The sequence below is a fragment of the Faunimonas sp. B44 genome, assembly GCF_052655945.1.
This window is the reverse complement of sequence record NZ_JBQYEX010000001.1, coordinates 522715-541201: the sequence shown is the minus strand read 5'-3', so window position 1 is coordinate 541201 and position 18487 is coordinate 522715. Positions and strand designations below refer to the sequence as shown.

Genomic DNA, 18487 nt, shown 5'->3' with positions numbered 1-18487 from the left:
CCGGCGGCCCCGGCCACGGGCCGGCCCGAATTCGGCTCTAACGCCGGACGACACCCCGCCGAATCGAGACCCATGCTCCGCGCCCTTGCCCTCCTCCTCGCCGCGTCCGTGGCCGCGCCCGCCGCGGCCGAGCCGATCAGCAACCCGGTCGCGACCTTCTCCGGCCTCGACAAGATCACCGGGCGGATCATCAGTTTCGACGTGAGGATCGACGAGACCGTGCAGTTCGGCGCGCTCCAGGTGACGCCGCGGGTCTGCCATACCCGTCCTCCGACCGAGCCGGCGCAGACCACCGCCTTCCTCGAGGTCGACGAGATCACGCTCGAGAACGAGATCCGCCGCATCTTCACCGGCTGGATGTTCGCGGCGAGCCCCGGCCTACACGCCGTGGAGCACCCCGTCTACGACATCTGGCTCGTCGATTGCCGCGACAGCCTGCGCACGCCGGAGGAGATCCGCAAGGACGCGGAGGCTCCCAAGGCGACGGGGCCGTTGCCGGAGGCGGAGCCGCCGCCCGACGGGGCGCCGCCGGAGGATTGATGCCGTGGCCGCGGAGGCGCAGCGCGCGCAGGTCTCGATCCGCGCGTGCGAGATCCGGGACATTCCCGCCGTCGCGGCCATCTACCGCCACGCGGTCCTGACCGGCACGGCCTCCTTCGAGATCGAGCCGCCGGACGAGGCGGAGATGCTGCGCCGGCGCGAGGCGGTCGTGTCGGGCGGGCATCCGTACCTGGTGGCGGAATCCGGGCCGACCGTGGTCGGCTACGCCTATGCCGGCCCGTACCGGCCGCGCCCGGCCTATCGCAACACGGTCGAGAGTTCGATCTACGTCCACCCCGAATGGCACGGGCGCGGCGCGGGGCGAATGCTGCTTTCGGCGCTCCTGGCGGCGGCGGAGGAGCGCGGATTCCGGCAGATCGTCGCCGTCATCGGCGATTCCGGGAACGAGGCCTCGATCGCGCTTCATGCGGCGCTCGGCTTCACCCATGCGGGCACCCTCCGCTCCGTCGGGTGGAAGCACGGGCGCTGGCTCGATTCGGTGCTGATGCAGCGCGCGCTCGGGCCAGGCGACGCGAGCCGGCCGACCGGTTGATGGCTCGGTGCGGCTCTAGACCCGGCCGCTCAGGTGGCGAGCCCGCCGCAGCTCGGGAAAGGCCCAGGCCCAGAGGCCGGCGATGGCCATCGTGCCAATCCCGCCGAAAGCCACCGCGGCCTTGGTGCCGATGAGGGCGGCCATGACGCCGGCCCGGAATTCCCCCAGTTCGTTCGAGGCGCCGATAAAGACGGCGTTCACCGCGTTGACGCGGCCGCGCACGGAATCGGGCGTCCAGAGCTGGACCAGCGTCTGCCGGATATAGACGCTCACCATGTCGGCCGCGCCCATGAGGAGGAGCGCGAGGATCGACAGCCAGGGCACGACGGAAAAGCCGAAGATCGTGACGAAGAGCCCGAACAGGCCCACGAACAGGAACATCTTCAGCCCCGCATGATCCCGGATCGGATGCGTGGCGAGCCAGACGGCCATCAGAATCGCGCCGACCCCCGGCGCTGCCCGGAGCAGGCCGAGGCCCCAGGGGCCGAGATCGAGAATGTCGCGCGCGTAGATCGGCATGAGCGCCTTCGCGCCGCCGAGGAGGACCGCGAAGAGATCGAGCGACATCGCGCCGAGCACGACCTTCTCGCGCCAGATGTAGCGGAAACCGGCGCTGAGCGCCTCCCAGCTCACGGGCTCCGGCGTCCGGCGCTGGCCCAGGCGCGGGATGAAATTGACGAGCACGCCCGCGCCGACGAAGAGCGCGATTGCCGAGGCGAAGGCCGCCTCGCCGGCGAGCCCGTAGAGGAGGCCGCCCGCCACGGGTCCCGCGATGTTGGCGATCTGGTTCGACGAGGAGTTCCAGGCGATCGCGCTCGCGAGATGCTCCGGCGGAACGAGGTTCGGCAGCAGCGATTGCGCGGCCGGCGTGTAGAAGGCGCGTGCCGTCCCGAAGACCGCGAGCACGACGAAGATCAGCCGGACGTCCCTGACGTCTTCGATGAGGAAGAGGAGGAGCGCGGCGGCGCAGAGCCCCTCCACCGTCAGGCAGAGCGCCATGATCGTGCGGCGGCGGTAGCGGTCCGCGACCGCTCCTGTCGCGAGCACGAGGAGGAGCGAGGGCAGGAACTGGACGAGCCCGACCATGCCGAGGTCGAACGGGTTTCGGGTGATGTCGTAGACGTGCCAGCCGACCGCTACGCTCACGACCTGGACCCCGAACGCCGCCGCGATCCGCGACATCCAGTAGCGGACGAAACCGGAATGGCTGAACACCGCCCAGCGTTCGTCTGGCGCCTCTGCGGGTGCGGACATCGGGTCTGACCAGGATCAACGGGCGGGGCCGGAGCCGGCGGGAAGACGCCTATAGCACGGAACCGGCGGGAGCGATCCTGCCCGCCGGGCCGCCCGGCGAAGCCCGCTCGCGGGATCGACGATCGTGGAAGGACGCTCGGCGGAGGATCACTCGACGCATGGCCATGTGGCGCGACGCCGCTCGTCCTCCGGACGAGCCGCACTGCCAAGCGCGCTCACCCGGCAGCGCGGTCGAGCACCTCTTCGGCCCATTGGTTCAGGCTCTTCCCCGACAGTTCGGCCGCCAGCGCGGCGCGGCGATGCACGTCGGGGCTGACCCGGAACATCATCTTGCCCGAGTATGGCTTCTGAGGGTCCTTGCCGGTTGCGGCGCAGGCGGCGAGGTAATCGTTGACCGCCTCCTCGAAAGCGGCCTTCAGGCCGGCGACCGTATCGGCGTGAAATCCGACCACGTCGTTGATTCCCGCGATCCTTCCAAAGAAGAGCTCATCCTCTTCGTCGAATCCGATCGTGGCCGAATAGCCGCGATAGCTCATCGTGTTCATGGCTTCACCCCGATCTGGATGAGAAATGCCCGTGCATCGCGGACCTGGTACCGCTTCGCTTCCTTGGAAGGGTGGGGTCGATGGAATGTTGCGATGACGCCTTCCTTTTCGAACCGGGCCCGTGACCCGCTTCCCTCGATCAGCCGCGCACCGGCGGCAATCAGCAAACGCTCAATGTCGGCCCACGCTATCGAACCCGAGACCGGATCCCGGAAGACGGCGATCAGCACCCGCTCCTGCTTGCTGTTCATGCAAGCATCATAGGAGTCTGCGCACGGCGGTGCAAGCAAGACATGCTAGCAACACGGCGCGGCTCAGCGCGCGGTTGCAAGCGCCTGCAGGATCGCCGCGCCGGGCACGGGCGCGCCGGCCTCGTCCTCCGGGAACGGGCGGAAGTCGGCCGCGCCGGCGAGCGCCGCCTGCAGCCGTTCGTAATAGATCTCGCGCGGCAACTCCTCCGTGCCGAACTGCTCCAGGTGCTCGGTCACGAACTGCGTGTCGAGAAGCCGGAACCCGCCGCGCTTCAGGCGCGCGACGAGATGGACGAGCGCCACCTTCGAGGCGTCGCGCTCGAACGAGAACATGCTCTCCCCGAAGAAGGCGGCGCCGAGCTTCACGCCGTAGAGTCCGCCGACGAGGCGCCCGTCCCGCCAGGCCTCCACGGTATGCACGTGGCCGGCATAGAACAGGCTGCCGTAGAGCCGGCGGATCGGCTGGTTGATCCAGGTCGAGCGCCGGCCCGGCCGCGGCGCCGCGCAGGCGTCGATCACCGCGTCGAAATCGGCGTCGATCCTGATCGTGAAACGGTCGGAGCGCACCGTGCGGGCGAGCCGCCTCGGCACGTGGAAGCGTTCCAGCGGGAGAACGCCGCGGTCGGTCGGCTCGACCCAGAAGAGGTTCGGGTCGTCCGCCGAGTCGGCCATCGGGAAGATGCCGCAGGCATACGCCCTCAGCACGAGTTCGGGCGTGATCTCCAGAACGAGGTCGGAGCGCCTCGCCACCGCATCAGGACCCTTCGGTATCCTCGTTCCGCTCCGCCAGATAGCGTTCCAGCCAGCGGATGTCGTAGGCGCCCGCCACGATGTCCGGCTCCTGGACGAGGTCGCGGAAGAGCGGGATCGTCGTCTGGATACCGTCCACGACGAACTCGTCGAGCGCGCGGCGGAGCCGGCTCAGGCATTCCTCGCGCGTTCGGCCGTGCACGATGAGCTTGCCGATCAGGCTGTCGTAATAGGGCGGGATCGAGTAGCCCTGATAGACGCCGGAATCGACGCGCACTCCGAGCCCGCCCGGCGGATGGAAATAGGTGATGCGGCCCGGCGAAGGCGCGAAGGTGTGCGGGTTCTCCGCGTTGATCCGGCATTCGATGGCGTGACCGGAGAACGTCACGTCCTCCTGCTTCACGGAGAGCTTCGAGCCCGACGCCACGCGGAGCTGCTCCACCACCAGGTCGATGCCCGTGATCGCCTCCGTCACCGGGTGCTCGACCTGCAGGCGCGTGTTCATCTCGATGAAGTAGAACTCGCCGTTCTCGTACAGGAACTCCACCGTGCCCGCGCCGGAATAGCCGAGATCCGCCATCGCGCCGGCGACGGTCCGGCCGATCCGGACGCGCTCCTCGGCGCTGAGCGCCGGCGACGGCGCCTCCTCCCAGACCTTCTGGTGCCGGCGCTGGAGCGAGCAGTCGCGCTCGCCGAGATGGATGGCGTTGCCCTGCCCATCGCCGAGCACCTGGACCTCGATGTGGCGCGGCCGGCCGAGATATTTCTCGATGTAGACCGCGTCATCGCCGAAGGCCGAGCGCGCCTCCGACTTCGCGGTGGCGAGCGCGCGCTCGAGATTCGCCTCGGTCTCGGCCACCTTCATGCCGCGTCCGCCGCCGCCCGCCGCCGCCTTGACGAGGACCGGATAGCCGATCTCGGCCGCCAGCCGGCGCGCCTCGGCCTCGTCGCGCACGGCGCCCTGCGAGCCCGGCACGACCGGAATGCCGAGGCGGACGGCGGTCTCCTTGGCCTGGATCTTGTCGCCCATGATGCGGATGTGCTCGGCGGACGGGCCGATGAACCGGATCCCGTGCGCCTCCAGGATGTCGGCGAAGCGGGCGTTCTCCGACAGGAAGCCGTAGCCCGGATGGACGGCGTCCGCGCCGGTGATCTCGCAGGCGGAAACGATCCGCGGGATGTTCAGATAGCTCTCGCTCGCCGAGGGCGGCCCGATGCAGACGCTCTCGTCGGCGAGGCGGACGTGCATCGCGTTCGCGTCCGCCGTCGAGTGCACCGCGACCGTCTGGATGCCGAGCTCCTTGCAGGCCCTGAGGACCCGCAGCGCGATCTCGCCGCGATTGGCGATGAGGACCTTGGAGAACATCAGCCGTGCCGCCGGCTCACTCGATGACCATCAGCGGCTCGCCGTACTCGACCGGCTGCCCGTCCTCCACCAGGATCGCGACGACCTTGCCGGACTTCGTCGCCGTCACCTCGTTCATGTGCTTCATCGCCTCCACGATCAGGATCGTCTGGCCGACGGAGACGGGCTCGCCGACCTCCACGAAGGGCCGCGCGTCCGGCGAGGCGGCGCGGTAGCAGGTGCCCACCATCGGCGAGGCGATGACGCCCGGATGCTTGGCGAGATCCGGCGGCTCGAGGGCCGCGGCCTCCTCCATCGTGTCCTCGGAGGGCAGCGGCCGGGCGGCCGGCATCGCGGCCGGCACGTAATGCGCCTGCATCTGCGGCGCGCCGCGCGAGACGCGGATGCGGAAATCGTCCTGTTCGATCTCGATCTCGGCGAGGTCGGTCTCGCGCAGCAGCGCCGCCAGGTCGCGGATGAGGTCCTTGTCGATGCCGTGCTTGGAATGGGCCATCTTGATGTGCGCTCCTCAGGCCGTCCGCAGCGCGGCGAGCGCGTCGACGGCGAGCAGGTAGGAATGGACGCCGAAGCCGCAGATCACCCCGCGCGCCACCGGCGAAATGGTCGAATGGTGGCGGAAGGCTTCGCGCGCGAAGACGTTCGAAATGTGGACCTCGACCACCGGCGCGTCGATGGAGCGAATCGCATCGTGCAGCGCGATCGAGGTGTGCGTGTAGGCGCCGGCATTCAGCACCACGCCCGCCGAATCGTTCGCCGCATGCAGCCAGTCGACAAGCTCGCCCTCGTGATTCGACTGCCGGAACACGGACCCGTAGCCGCGCGAGGCGGCGTGGTCCCTCACCAGCGATTCGATCTCGGAGAGCGTCTGCGCACCGTAGACGCCCGGCTCGCGAAGGCCGAGGCGGTTGAGGTTCGGGCCATTGAGGATGTGGATCGTGGGCGCCATGAAGCGGTTCGGGCAATGGGAAGCCGGCGCGCGGCGTCGGCCTTATAGGCCGCTTTGCCGCGGCGCGCAAAGCGTTGTGCGGCGGCAACACCGGAACCGATTCGGAACCGCCGGCGCTGCGGTCACCGCGCAGGCGCGTCCGTCGCCCGGACTTTTCCCCGCTATACCCGCGCTTTCTGACCGGTTCCGCCGCGCCGGCCGTAAGCGTTGACCGAATCTCCCGGCCACGGTTAGCGTTCTCCTGCTCGCCGGCCGAGACCGGCCAGGAGCGCTTCTTCGGTCCCGATCACCCACTGCCGGCGCAGGCCCGAGCGGCTGCGCCAACGGTAAACCGTTTCTTTACGCATGGCCTACATCTTGTGGACCGAGGAATTCTGGAGCACCATATAAAGCGATCCGGTCTATACTGATCGCATCAAACCATCGGACCGGCCGGCTGCCATGAGGCCTGGCGAGCCGGCCGAGCGGCGGACCTGACAACCCTCCCGGACGCCTGTCCGGGGCTGCGGCCGGGCAACCGGTCGACGAGACAAGACGGGGCAGAGCATGCGGATTTCACGCCATTACACGGAAGCCGGCCGGTCGCCTTACGCGGCCATCGAATTCCGCACCGCCACGAGCGAGATCCGCAATCCGGACGGCTCGGTCGTGTTCCGGCTCGACAATGCCGAGGTGCCCGCCGCCTGGAGCCAGGTGGCCGTCGACGTGCTCGCCCAGAAGTACTTCCGCAAGGCCGGCGTGCCGGTGCGGCTGAAGCGCGTCGAGGAGAACGACGTCCCGGCCTGGCTGTGGCGCTCCGCGGCCGACGAGGCGGCGCTCGGCGATCTCCCCAAGGCCGAGCGCACCGGGCCGGAGACCGATGCCCGCCAGGTCTTCGACCGGCTCGCCGGGACCTGGACCTACTGGGGCTGGAAGGGCGGCTATTTCGACGCGGAGGAGGACGCGCGGGCCTTCTTCGACGAGCTGCGCTACATGCTCGCCACCCAGAAATGCGCGCCGAACAGCCCGCAATGGTTCAACACCGGGCTGCATTGGGCCTACGGCATCGACGGTCCGAGCCAGGGACATTTCTACGTCGACCACCAGACCGGCAAGCTGGTGAAGTCGAAGACCGCCTACGAGCACCCGCAGCCGCACGCCTGCTTCATCCAGTCGGTCGCCGACGACCTCGTCAACGAAGGCGGCATCATGGACCTCTGGGTGCGCGAGGCGCGGCTCTTCAAGTACGGCTCGGGCACCGGCTCGAACTTCTCGCGCCTGCGCGGCGAGGGCGAGCGCCTCTCCGGCGGCGGCAAGTCGTCGGGGCTGATGTCCTTCCTGAAGATCGGCGACCGCGCCGCCGGCGCCATCAAGTCGGGCGGCACCACGCGCCGCGCCGCCAAGATGGTGGTGGTCGACATCGACCATCCCGACATCGAGGACTACATCGACTGGAAGGTGAAGGAGGAGCAGAAGGTCGCTGCCCTCGTCACCGGCTCCAAGACCATTTCCAGGCACCTCAACCTGGTGCTGAAGGCCTGCGTGAACTGCGAGGGCCCGGGCGAGGATTGCTACGACCCGGAGAAGAACCCTGCGCTGAAGCGCGAGATCCGCGCCGCCAAGAAGGCCGCCGTGCCGGAGAACTTCATCCGCCGCGTCATCCAGTTCGCCCGCCAGGGCTACACGCGGATCGAATTCCCGATCTACGACACCGACTGGGATTCGGAGGCCTACCTCACCGTCTCCGGCCAGAACTCGAACAATTCGGTGCGCGTCACCGACGAGTTCCTGCGCAAGGTCGAGGCCGACGAGGACTGGCAGCTCATCCGCCGCATCGACGGCAAGGTCGACAAGACGGTGAAGGCGCGCGACCTCTGGGAGCGCGTCGGCTACGCCGCCTGGGCCTCGGCGGATCCGGGCATCCAGTACCACACCACCGTCAACGACTGGCACACCTGCCTCGCCGACGGCGAGATCCGGGCCTCGAACCCGTGCTCGGAATACATGTTCCTGGACGACACGGCCTGCAATCTCGCCTCGCTGAACCTCCTGCAGTTCCGCCGCGAGGACGGCCGCTTCGACACCGCCGCCTTCGAGCACGCCGTCCGGCTCTGGACCGTCGTCCTCGAGATCTCGATCCTGATGGCGCAGTTCCCGTCCAAGGAGATCGCCCGGCTGTCCTACGAGTACCGCACGCTCGGGCTCGGCTATGCCAATATCGGCGGCCTGCTGATGACCTCCGGCATCCCGTACGATTCGCCGGAAGGCCGCGCCATCTGCGGTGCGATCACCGCGCTGATGACCGGCACGGCCTACGCCACCAGCGCCGAGATGGCCGAAGGCCTCGGCCCCTTCATGCATTTCCCGCGCAACCGCGAGACCATGCTGAAGGTGATCCGCAATCACCGCCGCGCGGCGCAGGGCCTGTCGCAGGGTTACGAGGGGCTGCGCACCAACCCCGTCCCGCTCGACCATGCCGCCTGCCCCGACGCCAATCTCGTGGAGCGCGCCGTCGCCGCCTGGGACCGGGCGCTCGAGCTCGGCGAATGGCACGGCTACCGCAACGCGCAGGCGACCGTCATCGCGCCGACCGGCACGATCGGCCTCGTCATGGACTGCGACACGACCGGCATCGAGCCCGACTTCGCGCTGGTGAAGTTCAAGAAGCTCGCCGGCGGCGGCTATTTCAAGATCATCAACCAGGCCGTGCCGCAGGCGCTCCGGACGCTCGGCTACGACGAGGCTTCGATCGCGGCGATCGTCGATTATGCGGTCGGCCGCGGCACGCTCCAGGGCGCGCCGGGCATCAACCACGAGAGCCTCGCCGCCAAGGGCTTCACGCCGGAGAAGATCGCCGCCGTGGAGGCCGGCCTGAAGTCGGCCTTCGACATCAAGTTCGCCTTCAACAAGTGGACGCTCGGCGAGGCCTTCTGCCGCGAGGCGCTCGGCATTTCCGAGGACAGCCTGAACGACCTCTCCTTCGATCTCCTCGCCGCGATCGGCTTCTCCCGGCGCGAGATCGAGGCGGCCAACATCCATTGCTGCGGGGCGATGACGCTGGAGGGCGCGCCGGGGCTCAAGGACGAGCACCTGCCGGTCTTCGACTGCGCCAATCCGTGCGGCCGGCTCGGCAGGCGCTACCTCTCGGTGGAGAGCCACATCCGCATGATGGCGGCCGCCCAGCCCTTCATCTCGGGCGCCATCTCCAAGACCATCAACATGCCGAACGCGGCGACGGTCGAGGACTGCAAGTCCGCCTACATGCTGTCCTGGAAGCTGGCCCTCAAGGCGAACGCCCTCTACCGCGACGGCTCCAAGCTCTCGCAGCCGCTCAATTCCGCCCTGATCGCCGACGGCGACGGCGACGAGGAGGAGGCGGCCGAGGCGCTCGCCCAGGCGCCGGCGCCGGCCAAGGCTGCGGTCGCCGCCGAGCGCATCGTGGAGCGGATCGTCGAGCGCGTCATGCGCGAGCGGGAGAAGCTCCCCGACCGGCGCAAGGGCTACACCCAGAAGGCGATCGTCGGCGGCCACAAGGTCTATCTCCGGACCGGCGAATACGACGACGGCCGTCTCGGCGAGATCTTCATCGACATGCACAAGGAAGGCGCCGCCTTCCGCGCGATGATGAACAACTTCGCCATCGCCATCTCGCTCGGCCTGCAATACGGCGTGCCGCTCGACGAGTATGTCGAGGCCTTCACCTTCACCCGGTTCGAGCCGGCCGGCATGGTACAGGGCAACGAGGCGATCCGGAACGCGACCTCGATCCTCGACTACGTCTTCCGCGAGCTCGCGATTTCCTATCTCGACCGGCACGACCTCGCCCACGTCACCCCGGACGATCTCGGCGCGACCTCGATCGGCCGCGGCGTCGCAGCCGAGAAGCCGCAGCCGCCGGTCCCGGTGAGCCACGGCCTGGTGCGCGGCCAGACGCAGAAGTTCCGCGTCCTGCCCGGCGAGCCGAAGGGCCAGGCGGGCGGCCAGGCCCGCGCTTCCGCCTCCGGCGGCACCGCCGTGGCGGCCGCCCGGTCCGGCTCCGGTGCCCTAGCCGTGGCCGTTTCGGGCGCCACCGCCTTCAAGCGCGAGCTCGCCCCGGACGCCGAGCCCGCCGGCTTTGCCGCCAACGCGCCCCACGAGCCTGCCGAGGAGGTCGCCGACTCCTATGCGAGCGCCGCCGCCGCGCCGCTCCGCGACAAGGCGCAGAAGGCCGCCGAGGCGCGCATGAAGGGCTACGAGGGCGAAGCCTGCGGCGAATGCGGCAACTTCACCATGGTCCGCAACGGCACCTGCCTGAAATGCGACACCTGCGGCTCCACGAGCGGGTGCAGCTGAGGGGGCCAGATGAGTAAGGGGCGTGATCGGACTATCTATCAACGTCCAGATGGGAAATGGGCCAACAAGAGAAACGACGCTGATCGCGCCTCTAGTATCCACTCAACCCAAGCCGGAGCGGCAGTCACCGGCCGCAAGATGCTCGGCAATCAGGGGGGCGGTGAGCTCACGATCAAAGGGCTGAGTGGGCGCATCCGGAGCAAGGATACGATCTCGCCGGGGCGAGATCCCAATCCCCCTCGGGACCGCGAACACTGAATGGAAATGGGACGGGGGGCTGCTTGCCCCCTCTTGCTATTGCGGAAGGAGGCAACCCCGAGCGTGGTCGGGTCACGTAAAGGAAACGGGCACTGCGCCGTTGCCGCGGCGCAGTGCCCAGCATCAACGAAAAATCCCAGGATAGGAGTCTTCGATGAAGATCTTAGATATTCAGCATTACGAGAAGGTTAACGGACGTCTTCGAAAACTCACAATTGTCGCCAGCAACGACAACGATGGGAACGCCTCAGAAGCGGCGCTTGCGCAGGTGTACTTTCCAAGCTTCCGGGCCACGGGCGGTGCCCACCTGCACGTAACCTCATCTGATTCGGGACTATCTGTCAAAGAGTACACCGCGTACCCGCATCGGTTCTCATAACGCTTTAGGACACGATGTGCGTAGCACGTCTATCTGCTTCGCACATCCCGATTCCGAACGCGCCGAGAGAGTACGCACAGCGAAATGCCGCACCCCGCTTGCGTTCCGGGCTCAAGCGGGCCTGGTCGAGCGTAAGCGCCGCGCCCCTCTCCCGAAAGCGGCTCCGCCGCTTTCGACCTCCCCGCAAGGGCGAGGTTGGGGGTTGTGCACCATGGCGGCGCATCGCGCGGGGGCGCTGCGTGGTCCGGCGACCGAGCCGGCCGACCGCTCGAACTCCGATCCACCTCCCCCTCGACAGCGGCGGGCTGCGCCGACAAGAATGCGGCCGACGTTTCCGTCGCTTCAGCCGAACCATTCCGGGAGAACGCCCCATGCTCGTGAAACTGGCCGCCCTCGGCGCCGCTTTGCTCCTCTTCGGCGCGACCGTCGCCGACGCGCACGGGCCGACGCGCAAGAAGGTCACCGAATCGGTCGAGATCAATGCCCCGGCGGAAAAGGTCTGGGCGCTGGTCGGCGATTTCCAGGACATGAGCTGGCATCCCGCGGTGGAAAGCACGGCCGGCGAGGGCGGCAGCGAAACCGGTGCGACTCGGACGCTGACGCTCCAGGGCGGCGGCACGATCGCCGAGGAGCTCGCCAAGCACGAACCGGAGAAGATGAGCTATTCGTACCGGATCACCGATGTCGACGTGACGGTGCTGCCGGTCACCAACTATTCCTCGACGCTGACCGTGAAGCCCGGCGAGGGCGGCAAGTCGGTGCTGGAATGGCGCGGCGCCTTCTATCGCGGCTTCCCCAACAACAACCCGCCGCCGGAACTCTCCGACGAGGCGGCGATGGAGGCGGTGAGCGGCGTCTACCGGGCCGGTCTCGACGCGGTGAAGGCGAAGATCGAATCGGGCAGCTGACGGGCAGCCGATGACCCGCGCCGGCCCGGCGCAGGCCGTCGTCGCGGCACTCGCGGCGCTCCTCGCGCTCGCCGGGCAGGCGCTCGCACTCGAGGCGTTCGTCACCAACCAGACCGGCGGCGACGTCGCAATCGTCGACCTCGAGGCCGGGACGGTCGTCGCCCGGATCGAAGTGGGGGGCGAGCCGGCGGGCGTCGCCGTCGCGCCCGACGGCGCCCGCGTTTTCGTGACGAGCCCCGGCTCCGCGACGCTCTCCGTCATCGATGCGGCGGCGCGCCGGGTGGAGCGCCGGATCGCGCTCGGCGGCGGCCCGCTCGGGGTCGCCGCGCATGCGGACGGCCGCGTCTTTGTGGCCGACTGGTACGGCGCCCGCGTCCTGGTCGTGGATCCCGCTTCGGGCGAAGTGACGGCCGAGATCGCCGTCGGCGCCTCGCCGTCCGGCCTCGCCGTCACGCCGGACGGGCGCTTCCTGCTCTCCGCCGACCGCGACGCGGACCAGGTCTCCGTCATCGATCTCGCGGCGGGGCGAGCCGTGGCCGCTATCCCGGTCGGCAGCCGCCCCTTCGGCGTGACCGTCGATGCCGAAGGGCGCCGCGCCTACACAGCCGATGTCGGCTCCGACAGCGTGACGGTGATCGACCTCGCCGCGCGGCGGGTCGCCGGAACCGTGAAGGTCGGCAGCCGGCCCTACGCCGTCGCGCTCGCCGGCGGCAGCGGCTTCGTGACCGACCAGTATGCCGACCAGGTCACCGTCTTCGACCTTGCCTCGCTCGAGCCGGTCGGCACGGTGGACGTCGGGGAATACCCGGAAGGAATTGCGGCGACGCCCGACGGGCGCCGCGTCATCGTCGCGAACTGGTTCTCCAACACGATCACGGAGATCGACGCGGCGACGCTCGAGGTCGTGCGCGCAATCGAGGTCGGCGACGGCCCGCGCGCCTTCGGCGCGTTCCTGCGCGAAGCCCGGCCCTGAGCGGCAGGCCGCCGAAGGGGAACGGCTGCCCGCCGGTCTCGTCCGAAAGGGCCGGCTCCATCATGCCGGCCCGAGAAACAATCCAGCGAGGCCGGTCGCTACTCCGGCATCGGACTTATGCGGCACCGTCCGAAAGGCCTAGGGTTCTGAGCCCACCGCGTCAGGACCTGCGTGTCTGCTTCCCACGCCGCCCGCCAGATTCCGTACCCGCCTTCAGGCGGGAAACCCTCGCTTCCCCTATACGACGCTTGCGTTAATGCGACGTTAACAAACGTTTGCAGGCCTGAGAAGAAGCCTGGAGCGGAAATGCACAGGCGGCTCACGATCAATGTCCGGGCGTGGTTAACCGGCAACGGTTCGGGCAATCGTCCGCCGCATCGCGCAGGCATCTGCGCCGTAGGAGGCCGGCACGGCGGCGCCGGGCCGAGAGGCAAGCGGCGCGAAGCCGAGCCTTGCCCAGAACGGCGCCGAGCCTGAGATGGCCACCAGTTCGATGGAACCCAGTCGCGCGGCGCGCGCGGCATCCTCCACGAGCGCAAGCGCGGCGCGCCCGAGCCCCCCGCCCCGCGCCTCCGGCAGAAGCGCGAGGTCGTGGAGGTACCAGCACTCGGCGGGGCCGGGGAGCGCGCCGAGCCGCGCGTTGAGCGCCGGCGGTGCGCCGCATCTCCAGGGATGGCTGATCAGATAGCCGACGACGCGGCCCCGGACTTCGGCGACGAAGCAGCCTTGCGGGCAGAGCGCGAGGCGCTCGGCGAAGACGGCCGCATCTTCCGGGAAGGCCGGGTGGACGCGCTCGGCGATGGCCATAACGGCGTGCAGGTCCTCGACCCGCATCGTCCGCCAGGCGCTTCCCTGCGCAACATCATCGCCGTGCATCCCCGCCCGATGCGCCATCCCCACGCCGGGCGCAAGGGCGGCGCACGACCGCAAGCCCCTTCGGGTCCGGCCGTTCGTCGGGGCCAGCACCCCTGCTCCGGCCGGCGCGCGGTTCACGATCGCCGGCCGGACGCGTCACGTTCGCGCGATCCGCCTTGGCGCGGGCGGTCGACGGGATTAGCTGAGGGTCGAGGAGGACCTCCCATGCCCCGCCCGCCCCTTTTTCCCGCCATCCTGGCGCTCGCCGCCGCCCTCTTCGCCACGCCCTCGACCGCGGCGGAGACGAGGACCGCCATCTTCGCCGGCGGCTGCTTCTGGTGCGTGGAGGAAGCCTTCGATGCCGTTCCGGGCGTCGTTTCGACGACCTCCGGCTATACCGGCGGCACCGTGGAGCGGCCGACCTACGAGCAGGTTACGGCCGGCGGGACCGGCCATTACGAAGCGGTGGAAGTCTCGTACGATCCGGCCCGCGTCAGCTACGAGGCGCTCCTCGACACCTTCTGGCGGAACGTCGACCCGTTCGACGCCCGCGGCCAGTTCTGCGACAAGGGGGCGTCCTACAGGAGCGCGATCTTCGCCGGCGAGGCGGAGCAAGCGGCGGCCGCGGCCTCGAAGCGGAAAGTCGAGGCGCGCTTCGGCCGGACGGTCGCGACGGCGATCCTTCCGGCGCAGGCGTTCTGGCCGGCGGAATCCTACCACCAGGACTTCCACCGGACGAACGCGCTCAAATACAAGTTCTACAAGTACAATTGCGGCCGGGCGCAGCGCCTGGAGGAAATCTGGGGCAAGCCGCCCGGCGCCTGAGCGGAGCCGGGCGGGTTCGGCCTGCCGCCGGTCAGCCGCCGGCGCGCTTCTTCGGGTCCATCTTCTCGAAGCTCTCGATGACGCCCTCCGTCTCCCGTTTTGAGCCGGCGACCGCCTCGCGCTGGTTGTGGGTCCTGGTCTGATCGTTGCCCTGCAGGCTGTTCCGACCCTGGATCTCGCTCGCCATGTCGTCCTGGTCGAAGGCCTCGGGGCTCGTGTCGCCGACGAACTGGCTGCCGGTCTTCTCGCCCATGCCCTTGCGGCTCGCATTCGCCATGTCTGTCTCCCGTTACATCCTCGGTGGTCAACGCCAGGGCGGATGCGGCGTTCCGGACGAAGGCGAGGGTGCGATCCGGGACCCGGCCGATGCGCTCAGGCGCTCGTGGAGCCGAGGCTGCCCTGGTCGGGTGATTCGTCGGGCGCGAGGCGGGCGAGCAGGTCCTGGGCGCGCCAGTACTGCTCGAACGCAGCCTGGCGCTCCTCGAGTCGGCCGAGCTGCTCGTAACCGCCGACCGCCCGCTCCAGCAGGTCGACGGACTGGCGCAGCAGCTCCGGCGCGCGCGCGCCCTGGTCCCGCTCGGCCCAGCCCAGCGCGGCGAGCCCGCCCTCGTGGGCGAGGCGTGAATAGGCGGCGGTGTTCATGTCGCTGAAGCCGGCGCGGATCACCTCGTCCTGGACCGCGGTGCGGGCGTTGACGGCGATGGCGATCGCCTGCTCGAAGCGCGCCGGCGCGGCGTCGGCGGGACCGAGCTCCGCACTTCGCCGCAGCAGCACCGAGAGGATCGCGCTCGATTCGGCGAAGGCGAGCACCTCGCCGCGGTCGCGCTGGAGCCGCAGGACGGTCTTCAGGCCCTCCGTCACGCGATCGAGCCGGTCGAGCTCGGTGCGGAGGGCCGCATCCGGGCGGGCGAGGAGTTCCAGGGCCTCCGAGATCTTGGCGTTCATGAACCGTCCGCTGAGTGGCGCCCCCACAAGCTATAGCGGCCGGGGGCTCCGGTCCAAGGCCTTCGGCGCCATCCGCGCAGGCCCTGCCCTCAGCCCTCCACCGCGATCATGCGCCGCCTCGGCCTCGCGCCGAGCGGCTCGCAGGGGAAGCGCCCGCGTATGCGCTCGTTGAAGAAACGCCCCTTGGAGGCGGCGGCGAGCAGCCCGGCGTAAAGGCGCTCGGGAACGTTGCTGTAGAGGTAGGCGCCGGTGCCGTGGAACACGACGACGAGGTCGTGGGCGGCATCGTCATAGATCACCCGGTCGATGACGCTCGACGTGACCCGCGGCATGTTGTCCTCCTGCCGGGCGAATCCGCGAGGGATTCGGAGCGTTCCGTGTCCTGGAGGGGGTGAGTCGGGATGCCGCAGGCTGCGCGCGATCGGTTAGGATCGCGTCCGATGCACCCGAGGGAGGACAAGCCGATGCGGGTTTCGTTGCGATCGGGTCTCGTCGCCGCGCTTCTTCTCGGCGCCGCCGGGTCGCCGGCGTCGGCCGACCTTTCGTGCCGGCAGGGGCAACCCTTCGCGGCATGGCTGGACGGCGTGCGCAAGGAGGCCGCCGCTGCCGGCGTTTCCGGGCGGACGCTTGCCGCGCTCGATCACGTGACGTTCGACCCGGGCATCCTGAAGCACGACCGCGGCCAGCCGACGCTCGCGCTGAGCTTCCTCCAGTTCGCCGACCGGATGATCTCCCCGGAGCGCCTCGCCACCGGCAAGGCGCTGCTGGCGCGCCACGCCGATCTCTTCGCGCGCGTCGAACGGCAGTTCGGGGTGCCCGGCGCCGTCATCGCGGCCTTCTGGGGGTTCGAGACCGATTTCGGCCGGAACACCGGCTCGTTCTCGTCGCTGAAGTCGCTCGCCACCCTCGCCTACGATTGCCGGCGGCCGGATCTCTTCCGGGGCGAGCTGATCGCGGCGCTGAAGATCCTGGAGGCGGGCGACCTGAAGCCGTCGGAGATGCGCGGCGCCTGGGCCGGCGAGCTCGGCCAGGTCCAGTTCATGCCGTCGCACTATCTGAGGCTCGCGGTCGATTTCGATAACGACGGCCGACGCGACCTCGTCAACAGCGTCCCGGACGCCATGGCCTCGGCCGCGCGGCTCGTCCGCGAGCTCGGATGGCGGCCGGGCGAGCCCTGGCTGCGCGAGGTGCGGCTTCCCGCGCGCTTTCCCTGGCAGGAGGCCTATCTCGCCAACAAGCGGCCGGTGCGGGTCTGGCTGCAGGCCGGCGTAGTCGCCGCCGACGGCAGGCCGATCGATCCGGCCGGTCCGCCCGCGGCGATCCTGCTGCCGATGGGCCGGTCCGGCCCGGCCTTCATGGCCTACCGCAACTTCGACATGTACTGGGAGTGGAACCAGTCGTCGAACTACACGCTCACCGCGGCCTATTTCGCGACGCGGCTCGCCGGCGCGCCGCCCATGCAGCGCGGCAATCCGCCCCCGCCTCTGCCGAGTGCCGACCTGAAGGCACTGCAGCAGCTCCTCAATGCGGCGGGGTACCAGGCGGGGGAGCCGGACGGGCGGCTGGGCGAGCTGACGCGGGCCGGCGTCCGGCGCGCGCAGGCCGCGCTCGGGCTGCCGGCGGACGGCTATCCGACGGCGGAGCTGCTGGCGAGGATGCGCAGCCGCTGAGTGCGCCGGCGGACCGGAACCACCTCAGAAAGCCTCCGTTCCCGTCCTTTCGATGGGCGGAGGAGGGCGATGGAGCTTCAAGGCAAGGTAGCGCTGGTGACGGGCGCGGGTTCCGGCATCGGCAAGGCGGCTGCCGTCCTGCTCGCGCGCGAGGGCGCCGCGATCGGCGTTCTGAGCCGGACCGAGGACGAAGTCCGGCAGACGGTGGCGGAGATCGAGCGGGCGGGCGGCCGCGCCCTGCCGCTCGTGGCCGACATATCGGAAAGCGACGCCGTGCGGAGCGCGACGGACCGGCTCGCCGGCGAATTCGGCCGTCTCGACATCGTGTTCGCCAATGCCGGCATCAACGGCGTGTGGGCGCCGATCGACGAACTGCAGCCGGAGGAATGGGACCGCACCATCGCGGTGAACCTCCGCGGCACGTATCTGACGGTGCACCATGCGGTGCCGCACCTGAAGCGGGCCGGCGGCGGCGCGGTCGTCATCACCGCCTCCATCAACGGCACCCGGACCTTCAGCAATACCGGCGCGACGGCCTATTCCTGCACCAAGGCGGCCCAGGTCGCGTTCTGCAAGATGACGGCGCTCGAGCTCGCCAAGCACCGCATCCGCGTGAACGTGATCTGCCCGGGCCGGATCGACACGGAGATCGAGGAGAACACCGAGCCGCGGAACGTCGAGAGGGAGAAGGAGCCCGTCGAGTTCCCGGAAGGCAAGATCCCGCTCACCGACGGCGCGGCGGGGACCGCCATGCACGTGGCCGACCTCGTCCTCTTCCTGGTGTCGGAGCGGGCCCGGCACATCACGGGCACGCCGGTCTGGATCGACGGCGGCCAGTCGCTCCTGGTCGGCTGAGTCACTAAGCTGTGAGCAGTTGGTCTAATGCTGGTCGTCCGGAAGCCGCGGCACAGCGAATGAGGCATATCGTCCAGCGCAGCCTCGGCTGGAGAAGAGAATCGATGTAGATTATTCGCTATGCAACGTCCCTTGGCAGATCCTGAAAGGACCCGGCACCGGCTCGAGATAATGAACGAGGCTGGAAAGGGGCTGCTGCTGGTTCACAGTGGCGCTATCGTTGCTCTTCTCGCATTCCTACGTGGCCTGGAAACGCAGCCTGTAATCTACGCCACATTGATAGCAATGCTGATTTATGTACTC

General features: G+C 69.2%; 20 protein-coding genes. 9 read left to right on the top strand and 11 right to left on the bottom strand.

Annotated elements, in window-relative coordinates; all coding sequences use genetic code 11:
* The first annotated feature begins 72 nt into the window (after positions 1 to 72).
* Both ACUN0C_RS02590 and ACUN0C_RS02585 read left to right on the top strand, forming a co-directional pair.
* Positions 73 to 540, top strand: a complete 468-nt coding sequence (locus ACUN0C_RS02590; protein ID WP_445464747.1) for a DUF2155 domain-containing protein — start codon at positions 73 to 75, stop codon at positions 538 to 540.
* Between the two features lie 4 nt (positions 541 to 544).
* On the top strand, positions 545 to 1093 hold the full coding sequence (locus ACUN0C_RS02585) for a GNAT family N-acetyltransferase (protein ID WP_445464746.1): 549 nt from the start codon (positions 545 to 547) through the stop codon (positions 1091 to 1093).
* 15 nt (positions 1094 to 1108) lie between these two features.
* On the opposite strand, the gene ACUN0C_RS02580 is transcribed toward ACUN0C_RS02585, so the two are convergent.
* The 7 genes from ACUN0C_RS02580 to aroQ form a co-directional block, all read right to left on the bottom strand.
* Positions 1109 to 2347 carry an MFS transporter gene (locus tag ACUN0C_RS02580; RefSeq protein ID WP_445464745.1) on the bottom strand — a complete coding sequence of 413 codons (1239 nt, stop codon included), beginning with the start codon at positions 2345 to 2347 and terminating at the stop codon, positions 1109 to 1111.
* A 215-nt stretch (positions 2348 to 2562) separates the two neighbouring features.
* Complete coding sequence (locus ACUN0C_RS02575) at positions 2563 to 2892, bottom strand: type II toxin-antitoxin system HicB family antitoxin (RefSeq protein ID WP_445464744.1); 330 nt, start codon at positions 2890 to 2892, stop codon at positions 2563 to 2565.
* Positions 2889 to 3143 carry a type II toxin-antitoxin system HicA family toxin gene (locus ACUN0C_RS02570; RefSeq protein WP_445464743.1) on the bottom strand — a complete coding sequence of 85 codons (255 nt, stop codon included), beginning with the start codon at positions 3141 to 3143 and terminating at the stop codon, positions 2889 to 2891. The genes ACUN0C_RS02575 and ACUN0C_RS02570 overlap by 4 nt, the downstream gene beginning before the upstream one ends.
* A gap of 63 nt (positions 3144 to 3206) precedes the next feature.
* Positions 3207 to 3893, bottom strand: a complete 687-nt coding sequence (gene aat, locus ACUN0C_RS02565) for a leucyl/phenylalanyl-tRNA--protein transferase (RefSeq protein ID WP_445464742.1) — start codon at positions 3891 to 3893, stop codon at positions 3207 to 3209.
* 4 nt (positions 3894 to 3897) lie between these two features.
* A complete protein-coding gene (gene accC, locus ACUN0C_RS02560) occupies positions 3898 to 5259 on the bottom strand; it encodes an acetyl-CoA carboxylase biotin carboxylase subunit (RefSeq protein WP_445464741.1) in 1362 nt (453 codons plus the stop codon).
* 16 nt (positions 5260 to 5275) lie between these two features.
* Positions 5276 to 5752, bottom strand: coding sequence for an acetyl-CoA carboxylase biotin carboxyl carrier protein (gene accB / locus ACUN0C_RS02555; protein WP_445464740.1), 477 nt, complete (start codon positions 5750 to 5752; stop codon positions 5276 to 5278).
* A 15-nt stretch (positions 5753 to 5767) separates the two neighbouring features.
* Entirely contained in the window at positions 5768 to 6205 is a 438-nt protein-coding gene (aroQ, locus tag ACUN0C_RS02550; protein ID WP_445464739.1) for a type II 3-dehydroquinate dehydratase, read from the bottom strand.
* Between the two features lie 546 nt (positions 6206 to 6751).
* Between aroQ and ACUN0C_RS02545 the strand changes: the two genes are divergently transcribed.
* The 4 genes from ACUN0C_RS02545 (at position 6752) to ACUN0C_RS02530 (ending at position 13034) form a co-directional block, all read left to right on the top strand.
* Positions 6752 to 10516 (top strand): vitamin B12-dependent ribonucleotide reductase, encoded by a 3765-nt coding sequence (locus tag ACUN0C_RS02545; RefSeq protein ID WP_445464738.1) that lies wholly within the window; start codon positions 6752 to 6754, stop codon positions 10514 to 10516.
* A 9-nt stretch (positions 10517 to 10525) separates the two neighbouring features.
* Positions 10526 to 10774 carry a DUF2188 domain-containing protein gene (locus ACUN0C_RS02540; RefSeq protein WP_445464737.1) on the top strand — a complete coding sequence of 83 codons (249 nt, stop codon included), beginning with the start codon at positions 10526 to 10528 and terminating at the stop codon, positions 10772 to 10774.
* A gap of 750 nt (positions 10775 to 11524) precedes the next feature.
* Positions 11525 to 12061, top strand: a complete 537-nt coding sequence (locus tag ACUN0C_RS02535; RefSeq protein WP_445464736.1) for an SRPBCC family protein — start codon at positions 11525 to 11527, stop codon at positions 12059 to 12061.
* 10 nt (positions 12062 to 12071) lie between these two features.
* Entirely contained in the window at positions 12072 to 13034 is a 963-nt protein-coding gene (locus ACUN0C_RS02530; protein ID WP_445464735.1) for a YVTN family beta-propeller repeat protein, read from the top strand.
* A gap of 342 nt (positions 13035 to 13376) precedes the next feature.
* Here ACUN0C_RS02530 and ACUN0C_RS02525 read toward each other — a convergent pair whose 3' ends face one another.
* Complete coding sequence (locus tag ACUN0C_RS02525) at positions 13377 to 13868, bottom strand: GNAT family N-acetyltransferase (RefSeq protein WP_445464734.1); 492 nt, start codon at positions 13866 to 13868, stop codon at positions 13377 to 13379.
* A gap of 246 nt (positions 13869 to 14114) precedes the next feature.
* Here ACUN0C_RS02525 and msrA point away from each other — a divergent pair, with 246 nt between their 5' ends.
* Positions 14115 to 14714, top strand: coding sequence for a peptide-methionine (S)-S-oxide reductase MsrA (gene msrA / locus ACUN0C_RS02520; RefSeq protein ID WP_445464733.1), 600 nt, complete (start codon positions 14115 to 14117; stop codon positions 14712 to 14714).
* Positions 14715 to 14745: 31 nt separating this feature from the next.
* Here msrA and ACUN0C_RS02515 read toward each other — a convergent pair whose 3' ends face one another.
* The 3 genes from ACUN0C_RS02515 to ACUN0C_RS02505 form a co-directional block, all read right to left on the bottom strand.
* Entirely contained in the window at positions 14746 to 14991 is a 246-nt protein-coding gene (locus ACUN0C_RS02515) for a hypothetical protein (RefSeq protein WP_445464732.1), read from the bottom strand.
* 95 nt (positions 14992 to 15086) lie between these two features.
* Positions 15087 to 15659: a hypothetical protein gene (locus ACUN0C_RS02510; RefSeq protein ID WP_445464731.1), complete on the bottom strand. Its 573-nt coding sequence runs from the start codon at positions 15657 to 15659 to the stop codon at positions 15087 to 15089.
* An 89-nt stretch (positions 15660 to 15748) separates the two neighbouring features.
* A complete protein-coding gene (locus ACUN0C_RS02505) occupies positions 15749 to 15991 on the bottom strand; it encodes a KTSC domain-containing protein (RefSeq protein ID WP_445464730.1) in 243 nt (80 codons plus the stop codon).
* Positions 15992 to 16123: 132 nt separating this feature from the next.
* Between ACUN0C_RS02505 and ACUN0C_RS02500 the strand changes: the two genes are divergently transcribed.
* Positions 16124 to 17329 carry a lytic murein transglycosylase gene (locus ACUN0C_RS02500; RefSeq protein WP_445464729.1) on the top strand — a complete coding sequence of 402 codons (1206 nt, stop codon included), beginning with the start codon at positions 16124 to 16126 and terminating at the stop codon, positions 17327 to 17329.
* Positions 17330 to 17398: 69 nt separating this feature from the next.
* Positions 17399 to 18184: an SDR family oxidoreductase gene (locus ACUN0C_RS02495; protein ID WP_445464728.1), complete on the top strand. Its 786-nt coding sequence runs from the start codon at positions 17399 to 17401 to the stop codon at positions 18182 to 18184.
* Positions 18185 to 18487: the final 303 nt, after the last annotated feature.